Annotated in this window: 15 protein-coding genes; 10 read left to right on the forward strand and 5 right to left on the reverse strand. The window is 72.3% G+C overall.

The genetic code is table 11. From position 1 onward, the window contains the following. Positions 1 to 61: 61 nt before the first annotated feature. Positions 62 to 922, forward strand: a complete 861-nt coding sequence (locus ACLWS4_RS35045) for a GNAT family N-acetyltransferase (RefSeq protein WP_416876253.1) — start codon at positions 62 to 64, stop codon at positions 920 to 922. A gap of 5 nt (positions 923 to 927) precedes the next feature. Here the strand turns inward: ACLWS4_RS35045 and ACLWS4_RS35050 are convergent, their stop codons facing one another. Beyond that, positions 928 to 1,296, reverse strand: a complete 369-nt coding sequence (locus ACLWS4_RS35050; RefSeq protein ID WP_416876254.1) for a hypothetical protein — start codon at positions 1,294 to 1,296, stop codon at positions 928 to 930. Between the two features lie 68 nt (positions 1,297 to 1,364). Here ACLWS4_RS35050 and ACLWS4_RS35055 point away from each other — a divergent pair, with 68 nt between their 5' ends. Both ACLWS4_RS35055 and ACLWS4_RS35060 read left to right on the forward strand, forming a co-directional pair. After that, positions 1,365 to 3,092 (forward strand): alpha/beta hydrolase, encoded by a 1,728-nt coding sequence (locus ACLWS4_RS35055; RefSeq protein ID WP_416876255.1) that lies wholly within the window; start codon positions 1,365 to 1,367, stop codon positions 3,090 to 3,092. Further along, positions 3,089 to 3,709, forward strand: coding sequence for a hypothetical protein (locus ACLWS4_RS35060; protein ID WP_416876256.1), 621 nt, complete (start codon positions 3,089 to 3,091; stop codon positions 3,707 to 3,709). The genes ACLWS4_RS35055 and ACLWS4_RS35060 overlap by 4 nt, the downstream gene beginning before the upstream one ends. A gap of 11 nt (positions 3,710 to 3,720) precedes the next feature. Here the strand turns inward: ACLWS4_RS35060 and ACLWS4_RS35065 are convergent, their stop codons facing one another. Next, complete coding sequence (locus ACLWS4_RS35065) at positions 3,721 to 4,653, reverse strand: hypothetical protein (protein WP_049658495.1); 933 nt, start codon at positions 4,651 to 4,653, stop codon at positions 3,721 to 3,723. A gap of 284 nt (positions 4,654 to 4,937) precedes the next feature. On the opposite strand from ACLWS4_RS35065, the gene ACLWS4_RS35070 reads away from it, so the two are divergent. The 3 genes from ACLWS4_RS35070 (at position 4,938) to ACLWS4_RS35080 (ending at position 7,532) form a co-directional block, all read left to right on the forward strand. Continuing rightward, positions 4,938 to 5,678 carry a papain-like cysteine protease family protein gene (locus ACLWS4_RS35070; RefSeq protein ID WP_416876257.1) on the forward strand — a complete coding sequence of 247 codons (741 nt, stop codon included), beginning with the start codon at positions 4,938 to 4,940 and terminating at the stop codon, positions 5,676 to 5,678. An 8-nt stretch (positions 5,679 to 5,686) separates the two neighbouring features. Beyond that, entirely contained in the window at positions 5,687 to 6,607 is a 921-nt protein-coding gene (locus ACLWS4_RS35075) for a hypothetical protein (RefSeq protein WP_380779144.1), read from the forward strand. 283 nt (positions 6,608 to 6,890) lie between these two features. Next, the gene (locus ACLWS4_RS35080) at positions 6,891 to 7,532 is read left to right on the forward strand and encodes a hypothetical protein (protein WP_074001321.1); all 642 of its coding nucleotides are present in this window, start codon (positions 6,891 to 6,893) and stop codon (positions 7,530 to 7,532) included. Between the two features lie 60 nt (positions 7,533 to 7,592). Here ACLWS4_RS35080 and trhA read toward each other — a convergent pair whose 3' ends face one another. After that, positions 7,593 to 8,267, reverse strand: coding sequence for a PAQR family membrane homeostasis protein TrhA (trhA, locus tag ACLWS4_RS35085; protein WP_049659028.1), 675 nt, complete (start codon positions 8,265 to 8,267; stop codon positions 7,593 to 7,595). Between the two features lie 284 nt (positions 8,268 to 8,551). Between trhA and ACLWS4_RS35090 the strand changes: the two genes are divergently transcribed. Next, positions 8,552 to 10,378, forward strand: a complete 1,827-nt coding sequence (locus ACLWS4_RS35090) for a phosphoenolpyruvate carboxykinase (GTP) (RefSeq protein ID WP_049659026.1) — start codon at positions 8,552 to 8,554, stop codon at positions 10,376 to 10,378. 202 nt (positions 10,379 to 10,580) lie between these two features. Here ACLWS4_RS35090 and ACLWS4_RS35095 read toward each other — a convergent pair whose 3' ends face one another. Further along, positions 10,581 to 11,795 (reverse strand): pyridoxal phosphate-dependent aminotransferase, encoded by a 1,215-nt coding sequence (locus ACLWS4_RS35095; protein ID WP_416876258.1) that lies wholly within the window; start codon positions 11,793 to 11,795, stop codon positions 10,581 to 10,583. A 249-nt stretch (positions 11,796 to 12,044) separates the two neighbouring features. On the opposite strand from ACLWS4_RS35095, the gene ACLWS4_RS35100 reads away from it, so the two are divergent. Next, a complete protein-coding gene (locus ACLWS4_RS35100) occupies positions 12,045 to 12,764 on the forward strand; it encodes a hypothetical protein (protein ID WP_079271861.1) in 720 nt (239 codons plus the stop codon). Positions 12,765 to 13,006: 242 nt separating this feature from the next. Here ACLWS4_RS35100 and ACLWS4_RS35105 read toward each other — a convergent pair whose 3' ends face one another. Beyond that, on the reverse strand, positions 13,007 to 14,620 hold the full coding sequence (locus ACLWS4_RS35105) for a chitinase (RefSeq protein ID WP_416876259.1): 1,614 nt from the start codon (positions 14,618 to 14,620) through the stop codon (positions 13,007 to 13,009). Between the two features lie 410 nt (positions 14,621 to 15,030). Here ACLWS4_RS35105 and ACLWS4_RS35110 point away from each other — a divergent pair, with 410 nt between their 5' ends. Continuing rightward, positions 15,031 to 15,825: an isoprenyl transferase gene (locus ACLWS4_RS35110; protein WP_181970663.1), complete on the forward strand. Its 795-nt coding sequence runs from the start codon at positions 15,031 to 15,033 to the stop codon at positions 15,823 to 15,825. A 329-nt stretch (positions 15,826 to 16,154) separates the two neighbouring features. Next, the gene (locus tag ACLWS4_RS35115) at positions 16,155 to 17,489 is read left to right on the forward strand and encodes a PhoH family protein (protein WP_049657856.1); all 1,335 of its coding nucleotides are present in this window, start codon (positions 16,155 to 16,157) and stop codon (positions 17,487 to 17,489) included. Positions 17,490 to 17,863 lie beyond the last annotated feature (374 nt).

Raw genomic sequence — 17,863 nt, forward strand, 5'->3', positions numbered from 1 at the left:
GGGTTCGGCGGCGGCCGGATAATCGTTGGCGAGCGGGGTCCGGCCGGGTCCACCATGGGCCATGACCTGGACTTTCAGCACCTCCCTCGACGAGTTCCGCGACCGGGCGGGCGCCTTCCTGGCCGCCCGCCCCGCCGAGAACACCGTCCTGCTCACCATCGCGCACCGGCTGGCCGAGTCCGGCCTGACGGTGTTCGGCGAGCCGCCGGTCTTCGGCTGGTGGCGGGCCGAGCAGGGAGGTCCGGTCGCGGGCGCCTTCCTCCAGACGCCGCCGTTCGCCCCCCGGCTCTCCTTCATGCCGCCGGCCGCGGCCGCCGAACTGGCGACCGGCCTGGCCGCCGCCGGAGCCGGGTTCACCACGGTGACCGGGGTCGGCGGGGGAGCGGAAGCGGTCCGCGCCTTCGCCGCCGCCTGGACGGCGGCCACCGGCACCGAACAGTCCGTCCGCGTCGACGAACGGCTCTACCGGCTCGGCGAGTTGACCGACCCGCCGCGCCCGCCCGCAGGCCGCCACCGGCTGGCCGAACCGGCCGACCGCGAACTGGCGATCCGCTGGTACCAGGAGTTCCTGGCCGAGGTCGAGGTCGAACTCCCCGACGTCCCAAGGGCGGTGGACGAGCGGACCGCGAACGGCTGCCTGCACCTGTGGGAGGACGACGGCCGCCCGGTCGCCCTGGCCGGCAGCAGCCCGGTGCTCGCCGGCATGTCCCGCATCGGCCCGGTCTACACCCCCGCCGAAAGCCGCGGCCACGGCTACGGCACCGCCGTCACCGCCGCCGTCTCGGCCCACCTCCTCGCCCACGGCGCCACCGAGGTCCTGCTCTACACCGACCTCGCCAACCCGACCAGCAACTCCATCTACCAGCAGATCGGCTACCTGCCGGTGGAGGACTCCCTGATCGTGGACTTCCGGCCCCGGTAACGGAGTTACGCGTCCCTGGTCAGATGCACACCCGTCACCCCGGCCACCTTCGTGCCGAAGGGATCGGTGGCGGCCGCCGCGGTGGCGGGCGCGGGCAACCGGTCGGCGCTGAGGTACGTCTGCGCGCAGGTGAGAAGGTTGCCGCCGGCCGACTTCATGTCGCCGGCGAGCCCGTCCAGCAGCGACTTCCAGGCGGTGCCGCACCCCTGCAACGCCGCCCCGCTCTGCCACCCCGCCAGCCCCCCGGCCGCCTTGTCGCCCGGCTCCGCGAGCTTCGCCGTCTCCTCCGGAACCTTCCCGGCCACCGCCAGCGCGTTGTTCCCGGCGGCGGTCAACTCGCCTGGTTTGACAGTGAATCCCTTGCCGTCACCCATCGCTCTTCCCCCAATGCCGCTGTGGCAGACGTGGGTTATGGTAGCGGTGAGTATCGGGGGGAGCACTCATGGCTGATCCGGATCAGCGGGCCGGCGCGGGCCGACTCGACTTCGCGAGCCTGAAGAACGCCAGACCGGCGGACCTCCACGCGGCCGGCGACGCGTACGACGCGCTCCACAAGGCGTTCGCGCAGCACACCGCCGACTGGAAGCGCGGCACCACCGACCGGGTCCACGGGTCGGGCTGGAGCGGACCGGCAGCCGACGCCGCGATCCCCTCACTGGACGGCACGACCACCCAACTGCACGCCGCCGAAACCGAACTGGCCGCACTCGGCCAGACCCTGCGGGACTACGCCGACCTCTTCGGACTCGCCCAGTCGAAACTCCGGCAGGCCGTCGTCGACGCCGGCGCCAAGGGCCTGACCGTCAGCGACAACGGCACGGTGAGCTGGCCCGCGCCCACCGGCCCGGTGGACGCGAACTGGGAGACCAAGCAGAAGGCGGCGGCCGAGGAGATCGCCAAGCGGATCACCGCCGCCCTCACCGAGGCCGGCACGGCCGACCAGACCCTTGCCGGGCTGCTCAGGGGCTTCACCCAGCACGCCACCAGCAAGTCGGGCCTGACCCTCGCGGTCGCCGAGGCCGACCAGCGGACGGCGAACGAGTCGAGCGCCCCGTACCTGAGGGACATGCCGGCCGTGGGAGCGCCGCCCACCGAGGTCAACAGCTGGTGGAACGGCCTCGACCCGGCGGGCCGGCAGTGGTTCATCGACCACCACCCGGAGAAGGTCGGGAACCTGGACGGGATCCCGGCGGACGTGCGGGACCAGGTCAACCGGAGCTACCTGGACAAGCGGCTGAGCGAGCTCAAGGGCAAGCAGCGGACGAAGGAAGAGGAGGCGGAGCTCAAGAAGCTGCAGCCCATCTGGGACCGCCTCGATCAGGACGGCGGGGCGACGGACGGTCGTCCCCGCACGTATCTGATCGGTATCGGTGCCGAAGGCCAGGGACGCGCGATCCTCTCCTACGGGAACCCGGACACCGCCACCGACATCGCCGCCTATGTTCCCGGCGTCACCACGGATCCCAGTTCTCTCGGCCCGGCCAAGCACGGGGACACGCCGGGCACCAACGAGTCGGAGAACGCGCTGAACATCTGGCGCGAGGCCAACAAGAAGGTCAAGCCCGGCGGTTCGGTGGCCTCGATCGTCTGGCTGGGCTACGACCCGCCCGGCGAGGACCTGAACGCGGCCGACCCGAAGGCGGCGGTCAAGGGCGCACCCGACTACGCGAGGTTCGTCACCGGGCTCCGGACGACCAACAGCAGCGGCCAGTGCCCGCACATCACCTCGATCGGACACAGCTACGGCTCGGTCGTGGTCGGACTGGCGACGAAGGCGGCCACGCACCAGGGGAACTACACGCCACCGGATGATGTGGTGTTCATCGGAAGCCCCGGCACCGGTGTGGATCGCGCCTCGGAGCTCCGGCTGCCCGGGCACGTCTGGGCCGGTGCGGCGGACAACGACGTCGTCACCCACGCCTCGTCGCCCCGAGGTCTCGTCCCGTGGCCCCTCGGCGCTCACCCGGACGAGAACTGGTACGGACGGGATCCGGCGAGCGAGTCCTTCGGTGGCAAGCGCTTCACGGTCTCCGAGTACAGCCAGGGGGCGAACCTCGTGGGTGCGCACACCAAGTACCTCACCCCGGAGTTCGGTGGCCCCTCGCTGGGCAACATCGCCTCCATCGTCACGGGCAAGGGCGGCGACGTCCATGTGACGGGTGGCCGATGAGGGCCCGCTGGAAGCTGGTCGGATCGGTCGTGCTGGCCTTCGCCGTCGTGGTGACCGCCTGTTCGGTGCTGTTCTTCAACGGGTACGGACCGCTGGCGTTGGCCGATCGGCGGTCGCGGCTGTCACCCGGAGCGGCGAAGGTGCGGATCGACCATGCCCTGCGCACCACGATGGGGGCGGTCTCTCCGTCGTTGGCCTTCGCGGGTGCCTATTTCGAGGTGCGCAGGGAACGGGACCGCTGGGACGGCGAGCCGAGCATGGTGTCGGCGGTCACCGAGGTCGTCGTCGGTCGGACCGCGGTCGCGAGTACGAGGCTGCCGGCCCTGATGGACCAGGTGACCCAGGCCTGGCAGGGACTCGGAAGCACCGTGGTCCATCGGTCGAACCCCTCCGACGAGATCCAGTCCTTGCACGGGGTCGGGGAAGCGGGCGGCGAGACGTTCCTCCTGTTCCTTGCGGCGGCACAGCCGGACTCGACGTACCGGGTGAAGTTCCTGGTGGAGGCCTACGGGGTGCTGTACCAGCCCGCCCACGAATACGAGCCGGTGTCCCCACTCGCCAGGACATCGCTCGCCGCGATGGGCGACCCCGTCGACGACCCGTACTGGTCGCACTGACCCCCACCCCCTCACTCCCAGTCCCACCGGATCCCCAGGAGGCACGGCCGTACCGCCGTCGCCACCAGGTGGACGCAGTGGTGCCCGTCGAGGGTGAGTTCCTCGGTCTCGTACGGGGCGGCGCCCGGCGAGTGCAGTGCGAAGCGGTGGCAGCGGACGGGGAGGGCGGCGGGGTGGAAGGTGACCTGGAGGACGTACTGGCCGGCGCCGGAGTTGAAGCCGCGGACGTACTCGCAGCTGGGGTCGGGGGAGGGGGCGTCGTCGAAGCCGTAGCCGAGCAGGTGGGTGTCGCCGGCGCGTAGGCGGCGGTCGAGGAGGAGTTCGGCGGCGAGCAGGTGGTGGGCCTGGTCGCGGCGGATGCGGCCGGGGCGGCAGTTCTCCTCGGCGCGGACGCCGACGCGGGTGATGTCGCTGCCGGGGTCGCCCTGGTAGAGGGCGAGGTAGCGGTCGATGCCGTCGCGGTGGGCGCGCAGGGCGTGCTGGGAGTCGCGGCGGGCGAGTTGGCGGTCGGGGCCGACGCGGATGCGTTCGATGTGGGTGATGGTGTGCAGTCCGGTGTCGCGCGGGCCGGCGAGGGTGGCGAGCAGGTCGTCGACGGCGACGGCGGGGGAGATGAGGTCGCGGTAGGGGCGGACGGGCGGGCCGGCGGGGGCGGGGCCGGCGGCGCGGCGGGGGCCGAGCAGCCGGGTGAGGGAGTGTTCGGGCAGGTCGAGGACCTCTTCCAGGGCGGCGACGGCGCGCAGTGACTCGGTGCGTTCGGGGCGGCGGCGGCCCTGCTGCCAGTAACTGAGGCTGGTGAGGCCGACGGTGACGCCGCGCAGGGCGAGGTGGCGGCGGATGCGGTGGAGGGCGAGGCCCCGGGCGGAGATCGCGGTGCGCAGGGCGAGGTGGAAGGGGCCGGTGCGCAGGGCGGCGGCGAGGTCGGCTGGGTCGCTCTTGTGGATGGCGGCCTCCTGGGGGACGGGCGGACCGGCGTGCGGGCGGCTCGGACGGAGCGGCGTTTGACCGTGAATATTCACATCGGTGCGGTGGTTTGTCACCGGTCCGGGCCTGCTGCGCGGTGGTTCTCCGGGCGCCGTTCACATCCGCTTCGGCCCGTTCACACCTCGGTCCGGGCCCCGCGGAGGGCCGTTGACCTGTCCCTGACGAGGCGCGATGCTCGGGGCGCGATCCGGACCGCGCCCCCACACAGCACCTCGCTCCACTCGTGCAAGGAGGCTTTCCCGCCATGCCAGTTCCACGAATACGGCTGCGCCGCGCGGTCTCGCTGCTCGCCCTCGGCGTGCTGGGCCCGGCGCTCACCGCCGCGGTGGCGGCGCCCGCGATCGCCGCCCCGGCCGGGCAGCAGACCCAGGCCCAGTACCAGGACCAGGACCGGACCCAGGCCCAGACGCAGGCCCAGACGCAGGCCCAGACGCAGGCCCAGGACCGGGCCGCGCACCAGGTCCGCCAGGCCGCCGCGCCCGGCAGCACGGCCGACCTGGCCGGCACCTTCAAGAAGCTCAACATCACCATGCAGCAGCAACAGCAGACCAACTGGTGCTGGGCGGCGAGCGGGAACACCATCGCCACCTGGTTCGGCTACAACTACAGCCAGAACCAGTTCTGCAACGCGGCATTCGGCCGCTCGGCCAACTCCAGCTGCCCCAACAGCCAGGCCACGCTGGGCGACGTGCAGAACGGGCTGAACTGGGTCGGCATCAACCCGGGCTCGTACGTCAACGGGTACCTGAACTACGGCACCGTGCAGTCCGAGGTGAACGCGGACCGCCCGATCGAGACGCGCATCCAGTGGAGTTCGGGCGGCGGCCACATGCACGTCCTGTACGGCTACGACACGTCGAGCAACTGGGTCTACTGGGGCGATCCGTGGCCCTCCAACTACCGCTACAACTGGGCGGATTACGGGTACTACGTGAACAACAACACGTTCTCGTGGACCCACTCCCTGTACCGGATCGGCGCGTGAGGGCGGCCATGACCGAGACCAAGAGCCGCCGTCGGGCCGCCACCGCGACCGCCACCGCCCTGCTCGCCGCCGGCCTCGCGCTGGCGCTCGCCCCGGCCGCGCACGCGGACTCCCCGTCCGCCCCGGCCCCGGTGCCCGCCGCCGAGCTGGCGCAGGCCCGCGGCGCGGTCCAGGACCCGGCCGTCCTCGACAAGGTCGGCCACTTCTTCGCCCGCAAGGGCGTCCCGCCGACCCGGCAGCTGACCATCGGCGCCGCCGAGGAGGCCCGGGCGGCGGGCGAGGCCGCGCCGCGGCTGGTCGGCGACACCGTGCCGGTGTACGTCCTGGACCCCGGCTTCGTGGCCGGTACCCCCGGCGCACCGGTGGCGACGTCGGAGTTCACCGCCAGCAAGGTGGTCGCGGCGGACGGGCAGAGCGCCTCGGTCTGGACCGTCCGGCAGGGCGGCGGCTGGAAGGTGGTGAACATCGCCTCGGGCGGTGACGAGAGCGACTACGCGGCGAAGGCGGCGGGCAGCGGCGGCGGCACCGCCTTCCGCGAGCCGCAGGTCAACGCCTGGTACGTGCTGCGCGACGGCCGGGTGCTGCCGCTGGACGACGAGGCCCGGCGCTCGGTGGGCGCGGGCGGGGTCACGCTGGCCGCGTACCAGCAGCTGGTGCACCAGCGGTACGGGGACAAGCTGCCCGGCTCGGCGTACGACCGGGCGGGCAAGGGCGGCGGCTACGAGGCGGACGCCGCGCCGGAACTCGCGGCCGCGCCGCGGTCCGGGACGGCACCACAGCCCGGGGAGGGCCCGCAACTCGCGGTCGCACCGCGACCCGCGGGCGGCGGTTCGGCACTGCCGGCCGTGACGGCGGCCGCCGCCCTGGGGGCCACCGCCCTGGTGGGCGCGGGTGCCGTGCTGCGGCGGAGGGGCGTCCGCCGCGGCTGACGGCGGGCGGGGTCGCGAGAGGTTCACCGAGGCGCTCGGCCGGGTTCTCCCGGCCGGGCGCCTTGCCGTGGTCACGTTCCGTGATGTGTCCTGGAAGTGCTGCTTCCGCACAAGGAATTGACGCAACGTTGATCTGTCGTTCGCCGCCTGGGGGCGGTTGGCCATGACTGACGGTAGATACGATGTGGCAATCGGTCAGTGCTGGCCGACGCGTGCCGAGAGCGGAGAAGAGGTGGGGCGGCGGGAGCCGACCACGAGCCCGGCACCGGGAAAGGGGACCGAGGTGGCCGACGCGGACGACAAGCAGATGAGCTCCCAGGTGTGGGGCTCGGCGGTGGTGGTGGGCTCTGCGCTGGCCGTGGTGGCGGCCTATCTGATCAAGGGTGCCCCACTGGTCCTGGCGGTCGCCGGGGTGGAGACCCTGCTGCTGATGGTCTACGTCGCCCGCCGCTGGCGCGCGATGCGCGGCGGGCCGGCCCCGGTGCGGCACCGTCCGCGCCGCGGCATCCCGGACGCCGCGCACTGCGAGCGCTGCCGCCGGGCCCGCGAGGCGTTGGACGCCCGGCAGGCGCGGGGCCGTGCGGTCGGCGCGGTGCGGTGGCCCGAGCCCGAGGCGCTCCCGGCGCCGGCCTGGCCTCCGCGCGAGCCCCACCGGGAGTCGCACGGGGAGCAGCACCACGCGCACGGCGGGCAGCAGCACCACGGGTACGGCGAGCAGCACCACGCGCACGGGCCGCTGCAGGATCCGGGCCCGCAGCCGGAGGCCGGCGCTGCCGACCACGCGGCCTACCCGCGCCGCCCGCAGCTCCGGGCCCCGTACGAGCGGCCCTGGACGGCGGAACGGGCGGCCGTCCGGTCCGTGGACCGTTCGACCGCCCGTCGGGGTGCGCCGGGATCGACCGGCCGTGCCGTGCGCCACCAGTGATCATCCGACCGTGCCGTACGCCACCGGTGGCCGACCGGCCGTGGCGTACGGCACCGGTGTTCACCCGGTGGTGCTGTAGGCCACCAGCGAGACGCCGACGTACTGGACGATGAACGCCCCCAGGGTGAAGGCGTGGAACACCTCGTGAAACCCGAACCAGCGCGGTGAGGGGTTGGGCCGCTTGAGCCCGTACACCACGCCGCCGATGCTGTAGAGCACCCCGCCGACGATCATCAGCACCAGGACGGCGACCCCGCCGGCGCGCAGGAAGTCCGGCAGGAAGAAGGCGGCGGCCCAGCCCAGCGCGAGGTACACCGGTGTGTACAGCCAGCGCGGCGCGCCGACCCAGAACACCCGGAACGCGATCCCGGCCAGCGCGCCGCCCCAGGCCACCCAGAGCAGGACCTGCTGGTCGGCGCCCTTGAGCAGCAGCATGGTGAACGGCGTGTAGGTGCCCGCGATGATCAGGAAGATGTTCGCGTGGTCCAGCCGGCGCAGTACGGCGTCTCCGCGCGGCCCCCAGTTGAAACGGTGGTACACCGCGCTGACCCCGAACAGCAGCCAGGCGCTGACCGAGTAGATCGCGCAGGCGATCTTGGCGGGCGTGGAGTCGGCCAGGCAGATCAGCACGATCCCGGCGGCCACCGTGGCGGGGAACATTCCGGCGTGCAGCCAGCCGCGCCACTTCGGCTTGCTCTCCGTGAGTGCACTCTCCGCGAGCGCAGCAGCAGTCATGCGCAGCATGCTACCCGTTACCTACGGCTCCGTAGGTTACTCGTGCGTAGGAAGTGGCGATCGTCACTCTTAGACGTTTTGGAGTATTTGGAGTGTGGCGCCGCGCACTCCGTCGCGGGGTCGGTCGGTATGTTACCGATGAGTAATCATACTGGCTGTAGTAAAGGGTGCGTCAATTTCGACGCTTCGCCGCGTTCTGGCCTTGAGTCCGGAGCTACGCTGCAAGCACCCTCAGACCCCCGCGACGCCATCTCCACGCCGAGATGGCGTGAAACGGAGCGATCGTGTCGTACGAGATCTCTGCTCTCAGCGCATCCGCGCCCACCCGCCACAAGCAGCTGCTCGCTTGGGTGAGCGAGATCGCCGAGCTCACCCAGCCGGACCGCATCGAGTGGTGCGACGGTTCCGACGAGGAGTACCAGCGCCTCGCGGACCTGCTGGTGGCGCAGGGCACCTTCAAGAAGCTCAACGAGGAGAAGCGCCCCAACTCCTACTACGCCGCCTCGGACCCGTCCGACGTGGCGCGCGTGGAGGACCGCACCTTCATCTGCTCCGAGCAGGAGAAGGACGCCGGACCGACCAACCACTGGAAGGCCCCCGCCGAGATGCGGGAGATCTTCCAGGGCGAGCAGGGCCTCTTCCGCGGCGCGATGAAGGGCCGCACGATGTACGTCGTGCCCTTCTCGATGGGCCCGGTCGGTTCCCCGCTGGCCGCGTACGGCGTCGAGATCACCGACTCCGCCTACGTCGCCGTCTCCATGCGCGTGATGACCCGCATGGGTCAGGCCGTGCTGGACCAGCTCGGCGAGGACGGCGACTTCGTCAAGGCCGTGCACACCGTCGGCGCCCCGCTCGCCGAGGGCCAGGCGGACGTGCCGTGGCCGTGCAACAGCACCAAGTTCATCTCGCACTTCCCGGAGACCAAGGAGATCTGGTCCTTCGGCTCGGGCTACGGCGGCAACGCCCTGCTCGGCAAGAAGTGCTACGCGCTGCGCATCGCCTCGACCATGGCCCGCGACGAGGGCTGGCTGGCCGAGCACATGCTCATCCTGAAGCTCACCCCGCCGAGCGGCGAGGTCAAGTACGTCGCGGCGGCCTTCCCCTCGGCCTGCGGCAAGACCAACCTGGCCATGCTCCAGCCGACCGTCCCGGGCTGGAAGGTCGAGACGATCGGCGACGACATCGCCTGGATGCGTTTCGGCGCCGACGGCCGCCTGTACGCCATCAACCCCGAGGCCGGCTTCTTCGGCGTCGCCCCCGGCACCGGCGTGGACACCAACGCCAACGCCATCGAGACGCTCTGGGGCAACACCGTCTTCACCAACGTCGCCCTCACCGACGACGGCGACGTGTGGTGGGAGGGCCTCACCGACGAGCCCCCGGCGCACCTGACCGACTGGCGCGGCAACGACTGGACCCCCGAGTCCGGCACCCCGGCCGCCCACCCGAACGCCCGCTTCGCCGTCCCGGCCGCGCAGTGCCCGACCATCGCCCCGGAGTGGGAGGACCAGGCGGGCGTGCCGATCTCGGCGATCCTGTTCGGCGGCCGCCGCGCCACCGCCGTCCCGCTGGTGACCGAGTCCTTCGACTGGCAGCACGGCGTCTTCCTGGGCGCCAACATCGCCTCCGAGAAGACCGCCGCCGCCGAGGGCACCGTCGGCGAGCTGCGCCGCGACCCGTTCGCGATGCTGCCGTTCTGCGGCTACAACATGGGCGACTACTTCGCCCACTGGCTGAAGGTCGGCGCCCAGGCGGACGCCGCCAAGCTGCCGAAGATCTACTACGTCAACTGGTTCCGCAAGGACGCCGAGGGCAAGTTCGTCTGGCCCGGCTACGGCGAGAACAGCCGCGTGCTCAAGTGGATCGTCGAGCGCCTGGAGGGCACCGGCGAGGGCGTCGAGACCCCGATCGGCGTGCTGCCGACCGTCGAGGGCTTCGACCTCGGCGACCTGGACCTCTCCAAGGAGGACCTCGACCTGCTCTTCACCGTGGACGCCGACATCTGGCGCCAGGAGGCCGCGCTCGTGCCGGCCCACCTGGAGACCTTCGGCGACCACACCCCGAAGGAGCTGTGGGACGAGTACCGGAACCTCGTCGCGCGCCTCGGCTGAGCCTGAGCCTCAGTCGCGGTAGCGGCGGGCGCGCGGCACGAACCGCGCGCCCCGCCGAGCGGCAGGACGGCCGGAGTTCCGCCGGGCGATTTTCCCCCGACCAAGGAGATCGCCCGGGCCGGAACTCCGGCCGTAGTGTTTTTCCGGGAGCCGTCCCAGGAGCCGTCCCGGGAGCCGTTCCGGGTGTCGTCGGGCCCGGTGGCTACGGCTGGACGTAGCCGCTCAGGAAGTCGCCGATCCGGGTCACCGCGTCGGTGATCTCCTCCGGCCGGGGCAGCGTGACCAGCCGGAAGTGGTCCGGCTCGGGCCAGTTGAAGCCGGTGCCCTGGACCAGCAGGATGCGCTGGGAGCGCAGCAGGTCGAGCACCATCCGGGCGTCGTCCTTGATCTTGTGGACCTTGGGGTCCAGTCGGGGGAAGGCGTACAGCGCGCCCTTGGGCTTGACGCAGCTGACCCCGGGGATGTCGTTGAGCAGCTTGTACGCGGCGTCGCGCGAGGCGTGCAGCCGGCCGCCGGGCAGCACCAGGTCGCGGATCGACTGCCGCCCGCCGAGCGCGGCGGCCACCGCGTGCTGGGCGGGCATGTTGGCGCAGAGCCGCATCGAGGCGAGCACGGTCAGGCCCTCGATGTAGCTGCGGGCCCGGTGCCGGTCGCCGGACAGCACCATCCAGCCGGAGCGGAAGCCCGCGACCCGGTACGCCTTGGACAGCCCGTTGAAGGTGACGCAGAAGAGGTCCGGGGCCAGGGTGGCCAGCGGGACGTGCTCGGCGTCGTCGTAGAGGATCTTGTCGTAGATCTCGTCCGCGTAGACCACCAGGTCGTGCCGACGGGCGATCTCCGCGATGCCCTCCAGCACCTCGCGCGGGTAGACCGCGCCGGTCGGGTTGTTCGGGTTGATCACCACGATGGCCCTGGTGCGGTCGGTGACCTTGGCCTCGATGTCGGCGAGGTCCGGGTACCACTCGGACTGCTCGTCGCAGCGGTAGTGCACGGCGGTGCCGCCGGCCAGCGAGACCGAGGCGGTCCACAGCGGGTAGTCCGGGGCCGGGACGAGCACCTCGTCGCCGTCGTCCAGCAGCGCGGTCATGGCCAGCTGGATCAGTTCGGAGACGCCGTTGCCGAGGAAGACGTCGTCGACGGAGAGGCCGTGCAGCCCGCGGTCCTCGTAGTGCATGACCACCGCGCGGCGGGCGGAGAGCAGGCCCTTGGAGTCGCCGTAGCCGTGCGCGGTGGCGAGGTTGCGCAGGATGTCCTGGAGGATCTCCGGGGGCGCCTCGAAACCGAAGGTGGCCGGGTTGCCGGTGTTGAGCTTGAGGATGCGGTTGCCCTGTTCCTCCAGCCGCATCGCCTCGTCGAGTACCGGTCCGCGGATGTCGTAGCAGACATTGGCGAGCTTGCTGGACTGGATGACCTGCATGTCCGCCTACTTTAGGGGTACGGAGCGGCCGTGCGGCGGGTCTCCGCGGGGGTGCTTCGGAGGGTCGGAACGGCCCCCTTGGATCGGCAGGCGAGGGCGGCGGGCGGCCTTGTGAACCGGCAGTCGAATGTCCGGAATGCTCCTGTATGCGAGGAGCGCCGCCGCGCCGTTCCGTGGAACGAGACGGACGGCACACACCCGGCGCGGGAGGATGTGGCCGGTCGTGTCGGTCGAGGAGGGGGTGCGCCGGTGGTCCCGGTCGTGGTCGCGGCGGTGCTGGTCGGTCTCCTGGCGGCTCCGCCGCTGCGCGGGCGGATCGCCCGCTTCGCGGTGCCGGAGGGCGAGCCCTGGTGCGAGGCCTGCCCGTCCTGCGGGCGCGCGGTGCGGCTGCTGCCGCCGACCGGGCGCTGCCCGGGCTGCCGGGAGCGGCTGGGCGCCGGCCCCTGGACGGTGGAGGCGGTCGCGGCGGCGGTCGCGGTCGCGGTGGCGTACGCGGCGGACCGCCTGGTGGTGGTGACCCTGGCCCTGGGCTGGGCGGCGGCGCTCGGCGTGGCGCTCGGCTTCGTCGACGCGCGGGTGCGCCGGCTGCCGTACGGGCTGACCGTGCCGCTGCTCGGCGGGGTGGCGGCGCTGCTGCTGGTCGCGGCGCAGGCCGAGCGGGACCCGGGTGCGCTGCTGCGCTGCCTGCTGGTCGCGCTGGCGGTCGGGGGCGTCCTCGAACTGGCCGTCTGGCTGGGCGCGTTGGGCCCCGGGGATTCTCCGCTCGGGCTCGCCCTGGGCGGGCTGCTCGGCTGGTTCGGCTGGTCGGTGGCGCTCGGCGGGCTGTTCGCCGCGATGGTGCTCGCCGGGCTGTGGGGCACCCTGCGGGCCGCCGCCGCGCTGGCCCGCCGCCGCCCGGTGCGCGGGCTCGACCTCCCGGTCGGCCCGTTCCTGCTGCTCGGCGCGCTCACCGCGGTCCTGGCGCGGTGAGCGGAGCCGTACCAGACGACGACCGGGAGTCGCCCCGGCCTCCGGTCCACCCCGCTCCCGGTCCCCGGGGGACCCCGCCACCGCCCCTTCCGGACCCCGCCCCTAATAGAGGGGACAGGGGAAACGGAAGGGCCCGCCGTACCGGTCGGTACGACGGGCCCCGCCGCCGACGCGCGGGCCCCACCCTCAAGGAGCGGCGCGCCGGGGGAGTTGGGCTCTAGGGGGTCACGGCCTCCCGGCCGTCACGGCATCTTGTGGACGAACGGGCCGACCGTGTTGGAGAACGCGTTGCCGTTGTTGGCGTCCCAGTTGGTCGACCAGGTCATCGCGCCGCGGATGGTCGGCCACTTGGCCGGCGGCACGAAGCTGCCGCAGTTGTTACCGGTGGCCAGGCAGTCCAGCGCGTTGTTCACCACGGTCGGCGAGACGTAGCCGCCGCCCGCCGCCCGGCTGGAGGCCGGGACGCCGATGCCGACCTGGTCCGGCCGCAGGCCGCCCTGGATCTGGGTGCAGACCTGCGCGGTGATGAAGTCGATGGTGCCCTGGTTGTAGACCTTGCCGTCGCAGCCGTTCATGCCGCCCGAGTTGTAGAACTGGGTGTTGACGACGGTGAGGATGTCCTTGGTCTTCAGCGCCAGCTGGAAGTAGGCGCCGGAGGTGTTGTACATCCCGATGGTCTCGGGGGCCATGGTCAAGACGAAGCCGGGGCCGACCTTGGCCTGCAGGGCGTGCAGCGCGTCGCCGAGCGGACCGGCCTGGACGCCGTTCTCCAGGTCGACGTCGATGCCGTCGAAGCCGTAGTCCTTGATGATCGCGTAGGCGCTGTTGGTGAAGTTGGCGCCGGCGGTGGCGTCCCCGACGGTGATCGCGCCGTTCTGGCCGCCGATGGAGAGGATGACCTTCTTGCCGGCCGCCTGCTTGGCCTTGACGTCGGCGCGGAACTGGGCGTCGGTGTAGCCGCCGAGGGCCTTGGACAGGCCCGGGTCCAGGGTGAAGCTGATCGCGCCGGTCCTGGTCGGCACGGCGTCGGCGAAGGACACCGCGATGATGTCGTACGCGCTCTGGACGTCGCTCAGCCGCTGCGCGGTCGAGCCGTTGTCGAAGTTCTGCCAGTAGCCGGTGACCGCGTGGGCGGGCAGGCCGGTGACCGGCGGGGTGGTGCTGGTCGGCGTGGCGGTGGGGGTCGCCGTCGGGGTCTGGGTGGGCGTCCCGGTGGGGGTCGGGGTCGCCGTCTGGGTGGGCGTCGCGGTGGCCGTGGGGGAGGCGGTGGCCGTCGGCGTCGGGGTCGGCGTGGGGGTCGCGGTCGGCGACGGGGTGCCGGTGCCGCCGGGGCCGACCAGTGCGACGTCGTCGGCGAGGTAGGCGCTCTGGCCGTACCAGCCGTGCAGGTAGACGGTGACGCTGGTGGCGTTCGCCCCGGTGGTGAAGGTGGTGGACAGCTGGTTCCAGCTGTTCTGGTTCGACCACACGGACGGGTCGGTGCCGCCGGTGCCGCGCGCGCCGAGGTAGACGTACGGGCCCTGGACCCACGCGCTCAGCGTGTAGCTGGTGTTGGGCAGCACGCTGATGGTCTGGGCGCACTCGGCGGTGTCGCCGGCGCCCGGGGTGGCCTGGAGCGCGCCGGTGCCGGAGTGGACCGGGGAGGACACCGTGGTCACGGCGCCGGTGCAGGTCCAGCCGCCGAGCCCGCCGTCGAAGCCGCCGTTGGCGACCAGGTTGCCGACCGCCGCGCTGGCGCCGCCGGCGAAGAGGGCGAGGCCGCCGCCGGCCAGGGCGAGGGCGGTGGCGCCGGCCGCGACGGCCGGGAGGGGGCTGCGCCGGCGCTTGTGCGAAGGCTGGTTCAGCGTACGGGCCATGGGGTGACGCTCCTGGGGGAGGAGCGGCCGCCGCGGTGGGGGGCGCGGCGGCCGCGTGTGGGGGAGGGGAGGTCCGAAGTGAGCCTGCGGGGCGGAGCAGGAGGATCGTTCCGTCCCGGATCAAAAGCTGGACTAGACCATTGCTGGTCGTCAAGCATCGGAAGAACGGCTTACGGTTCCGTTAAGGATTCGGAGACCGTTCCGTGTCCGCGCCCGGGAGGCCCTGCGGCGGCCCCGCGGAGACCCCGCCACCCGTCCGGAGGACCCCCGACACGCCCGTCGGGACAGACTTCGTACAGGACCGTGACCAGACCGCTACCTGCGGCTTTACTGTGCACCTGCGCGCCGGAGTAGGCTGCGCCGGGGGCGGAGACGCACCAGTTGCAACGAGCACGGAGGGGCCGGGAAACATGGGTCTGCGCGATGTCGCCGAACGGACGCCGGGGCTGCGCACCCTGCTCGGCGGGATGTACGGGCTCTACGGGCGACGGGTCGAGGTCCACCTCGCGAGCACCCCGCGCCACATCGGCGTGATCCTGGACGGCAACCGCCGCTGGGCCAAGGCGGCGGGCGGCTCCACCGCGTACGGCCACCAGCGCGGCGCCGACAAGATCAGCGAGTTCCTCGGCTGGTGCGACGAGACCCACGTCAAGGTCGTCACCCTCTGGATGCTCTCCACCGACAACCTGGACCGCCCGGCCGACGAGCTCGTCCCGCTGCTCGGCATCATCGAGGACGCCGTCACCGGCCTGGCCGCCGCCCGCCGCTGGCGGGTCAACCCGGTCGGCGCGCTGGACCTGCTGCCCCAGCACACCGCCGACGTGCTCAAGCGGGCCGCCGACCAGACCGCCGACATCGACGGGATAACGGTCAACGTCGCGGTCGGCTACGGCGGTCGGCACGAGATCGCCGACGCCGTCCGCTCGCTGCTCCAGGAGCAGGCCGGACGCGGCACCTCGATCGAGGAACTGGCCGAGGTCCTGACCGTCGAGCACATCGCCGAGCACCTGTACACCCGCAACCAGCCCGACCCGGACCTGATCATCCGCACCTCGGGCGAGCAGCGGCTGTCCGGCTTCCTGCTCTGGCAGAGCGCGCACAGCGAGTTCTACTTCTGCGAGGCGTACTGGCCGGCCTTCCGCAAGGTCGACTTCCTGCGCGCGCTGCGCGCCTACGAGCAGCGCCACCGGCGGCTGGGGCTGTAGTCCCGGATCGGCCGGTTCCGGCCCGGCGTCCCCGGGCCGGTGCCCCGCGTTCCCGGGGCCGTGTCCCGCGCCCTCGGGGGCGGTGACCCCGTGTCCGGGGGCCGTCGTCCCAGGTCCGGCCGTCCGGAGGAAATGACCGCCGTAGGCCTGGCCTACCCGGCGCCCGGGCGAGGCCAAACGTTCACCGGCAATGATCCGTCAGTTCGCCGGGGGCGCGAATGCACCGTTCCCCGCCTGGGAATACTCCAGTCAGTCCGGTCCCGAGGCCACCGGGGCAGCGGGGGCCGGCTTGCCGCGGATGACGCAGGGTCATCCGCTCTGGAGGCCTAGTGGTCAGTTCCAAGAGCCGCCGGACACCAGACCGGCGCACGTACGTTCTCGACACCAGCGTGCTCCTGGCGGACCCGCTCGCCATGACCCGCTTCGAGGAGCACGAGGTCGTCCTCCCGGTGGTGGTCGTCACCGAGCTGGAGGCCAAGCGGCACCACCCGGAGCTGGGCTACTTCGCCCGCCAGGCGCTGCGGCTGCTCGACGACTACCGCATCCGGCACGGCCGGCTCGACGAGCCGATCCCGGTCGGCGAGCTCGGCGGCACCATCCGGGTCGAGCTCAACCACTCCGACGTGTCGATACTGCCGGTCGGCTACCGGGCCGGCGGCGGTGAGGCGGACACCCGGATCCTCGCGGTCGCCCGCAACCTCCAGGCCGAGGGCTACGACGTCACCGTCGTGTCCAAGGACCTGCCGCTGCGGATCAAGGCCAGTTCGGTGGGCCTGCTCGCCGAGGAGTACCGGGCCGAGCTGGCGATCACCTCCGGCTGGACGGGTATGACCGAGCTGCACGTCCCGGCCGATCAGGTGGACGCGCTCTTCTCGGTCGGCCACGACGCGGGGGTGGACGTCGACGGGGCCGCCGAGCTGCCGGTCCACACCGGACTGGTGCTGACCTCGGAGCGCGGCCGCGCGCTCGGCCGGGTCACCGGCGACGGCCGGGTGCGGCTGGTGCGCGGGGAGCGCGAGGCGTTCGGGCTGCGCGGGCGCAGCGCCGAGCAGCGGGTGGCGCTGGACCTGCTGCTCGACCCGGAGATCGGGATCGTCTCGATGGGCGGCCGGGCCGGCACCGGGAAGTCGGCGCTGGCGCTGTGCGCGGGGCTGGAAGCGGTGCTGGAGCGGAGGCAGCACCGCAAGGTGATGGTCTTCCGGCCGCTGTACGCGGTCGGCGGGCAGGAGCTGGGCTACCTGCCCGGTTCCGAGGCGGAGAAGATGGGCCCCTGGGCGCAGGCGGTCTTCGACACCCTCTCCGCCGTCACCACCCCGGACGTGATCGAGGAGGTCATCTCCCGCGGGATGCTGGAGGTGCTGCCGCTGACCCACATCCGGGGGCGCTCGCTGCACGACGCCTTCGTGATCGTGGACGAGGCGCAGTCGCTGGAGCGGAACGTCCTGCTGACGGTGCTGTCCCGGATCGGCCAGGGCTCGCGGGTGGTGCTCACCCACGACGTGGCGCAGCGGGACAACCTCCGGGTGGGCCGCTACGACGGCGTGGTGGCGGTGGTGGAGAAGCTGAAGGGTCATCCGCTCTTCGCCCACATCACGCTCACCCGCTCGGAGCGTTCGCCGATCGCGGCGCTGGTCACGGAGATGCTGGAGGACATCCACCCGTGATCCGCCCTCCGAGGGCATAGTCGGACAATACGGTCAACTCATGGCCGGGGGCCCGCTCCTGAGGGAGCGGGCCCCGTCCGTTTCATCACATCGAGTGCTTTCCGTCCGGGGAACTGCCGTGCGGTGAATGTGACATGCGCCACGCGGGCGGGAATTGCGTCGACCGTACCCGGTGCGGCATGGTGAGGGTTCTGTCAGGCCCCGCGTACGGCGCGGCAGGGCTTCCGGCCACCGGAGGTCAGGCCCCGGAAGGTCCACCAACTCCGGTCGGTGGACGCACAATTGAAGAACGTTGAGCCGTACGCCGCCCGATTCCAACGCCTGGTCGACTCACCTCGGCCGGACGCCGGGCCAGCACCTCCCGTGACCAGTGC

The organism is Kitasatospora sp. SC0581 (genome assembly GCF_048159585.1).
In the GTDB taxonomy this organism is placed as follows: Bacteria; Actinomycetota; Actinomycetes; order Streptomycetales; family Streptomycetaceae; genus Kitasatospora.

Bases quoted from the DNA above. Each gene is read 5' to 3' on its own strand.
- ACLWS4_RS35045 (WP_416876253.1), top strand. From the start codon at position 62: ATGACCTGGACTTTCAGCACCTCCCTCGACGAGTTCCGCGACCGGGCG.
- ACLWS4_RS35050 (WP_416876254.1), bottom strand. From the start codon at position 1,296: ATGGGTGACGGCAAGGGATTCACTGTCAAACCAGGCGAGTTGACCGCC.
- ACLWS4_RS35055 (WP_416876255.1), top strand. From the start codon at position 1,365: ATGGCTGATCCGGATCAGCGGGCCGGCGCGGGCCGACTCGACTTCGCG.
- ACLWS4_RS35060 (WP_416876256.1), top strand. From the start codon at position 3,089: ATGAGGGCCCGCTGGAAGCTGGTCGGATCGGTCGTGCTGGCCTTCGCC.
- ACLWS4_RS35070 (WP_416876257.1), top strand. From the start codon at position 4,938: ATGCCAGTTCCACGAATACGGCTGCGCCGCGCGGTCTCGCTGCTCGCC.
- ACLWS4_RS35075 (WP_380779144.1), top strand. From the start codon at position 5,687: ATGACCGAGACCAAGAGCCGCCGTCGGGCCGCCACCGCGACCGCCACC.
- trhA (WP_049659028.1), bottom strand. From the start codon at position 8,267: ATGACTGCTGCTGCGCTCGCGGAGAGTGCACTCACGGAGAGCAAGCCG.
- ACLWS4_RS35095 (WP_416876258.1), bottom strand. From the start codon at position 11,795: ATGCAGGTCATCCAGTCCAGCAAGCTCGCCAATGTCTGCTACGACATC.
- ACLWS4_RS35105 (WP_416876259.1), bottom strand. From the start codon at position 14,620: ATGGCCCGTACGCTGAACCAGCCTTCGCACAAGCGCCGGCGCAGCCCC.
- ACLWS4_RS35110 (WP_181970663.1), top strand. From the start codon at position 15,031: ATGGGTCTGCGCGATGTCGCCGAACGGACGCCGGGGCTGCGCACCCTG.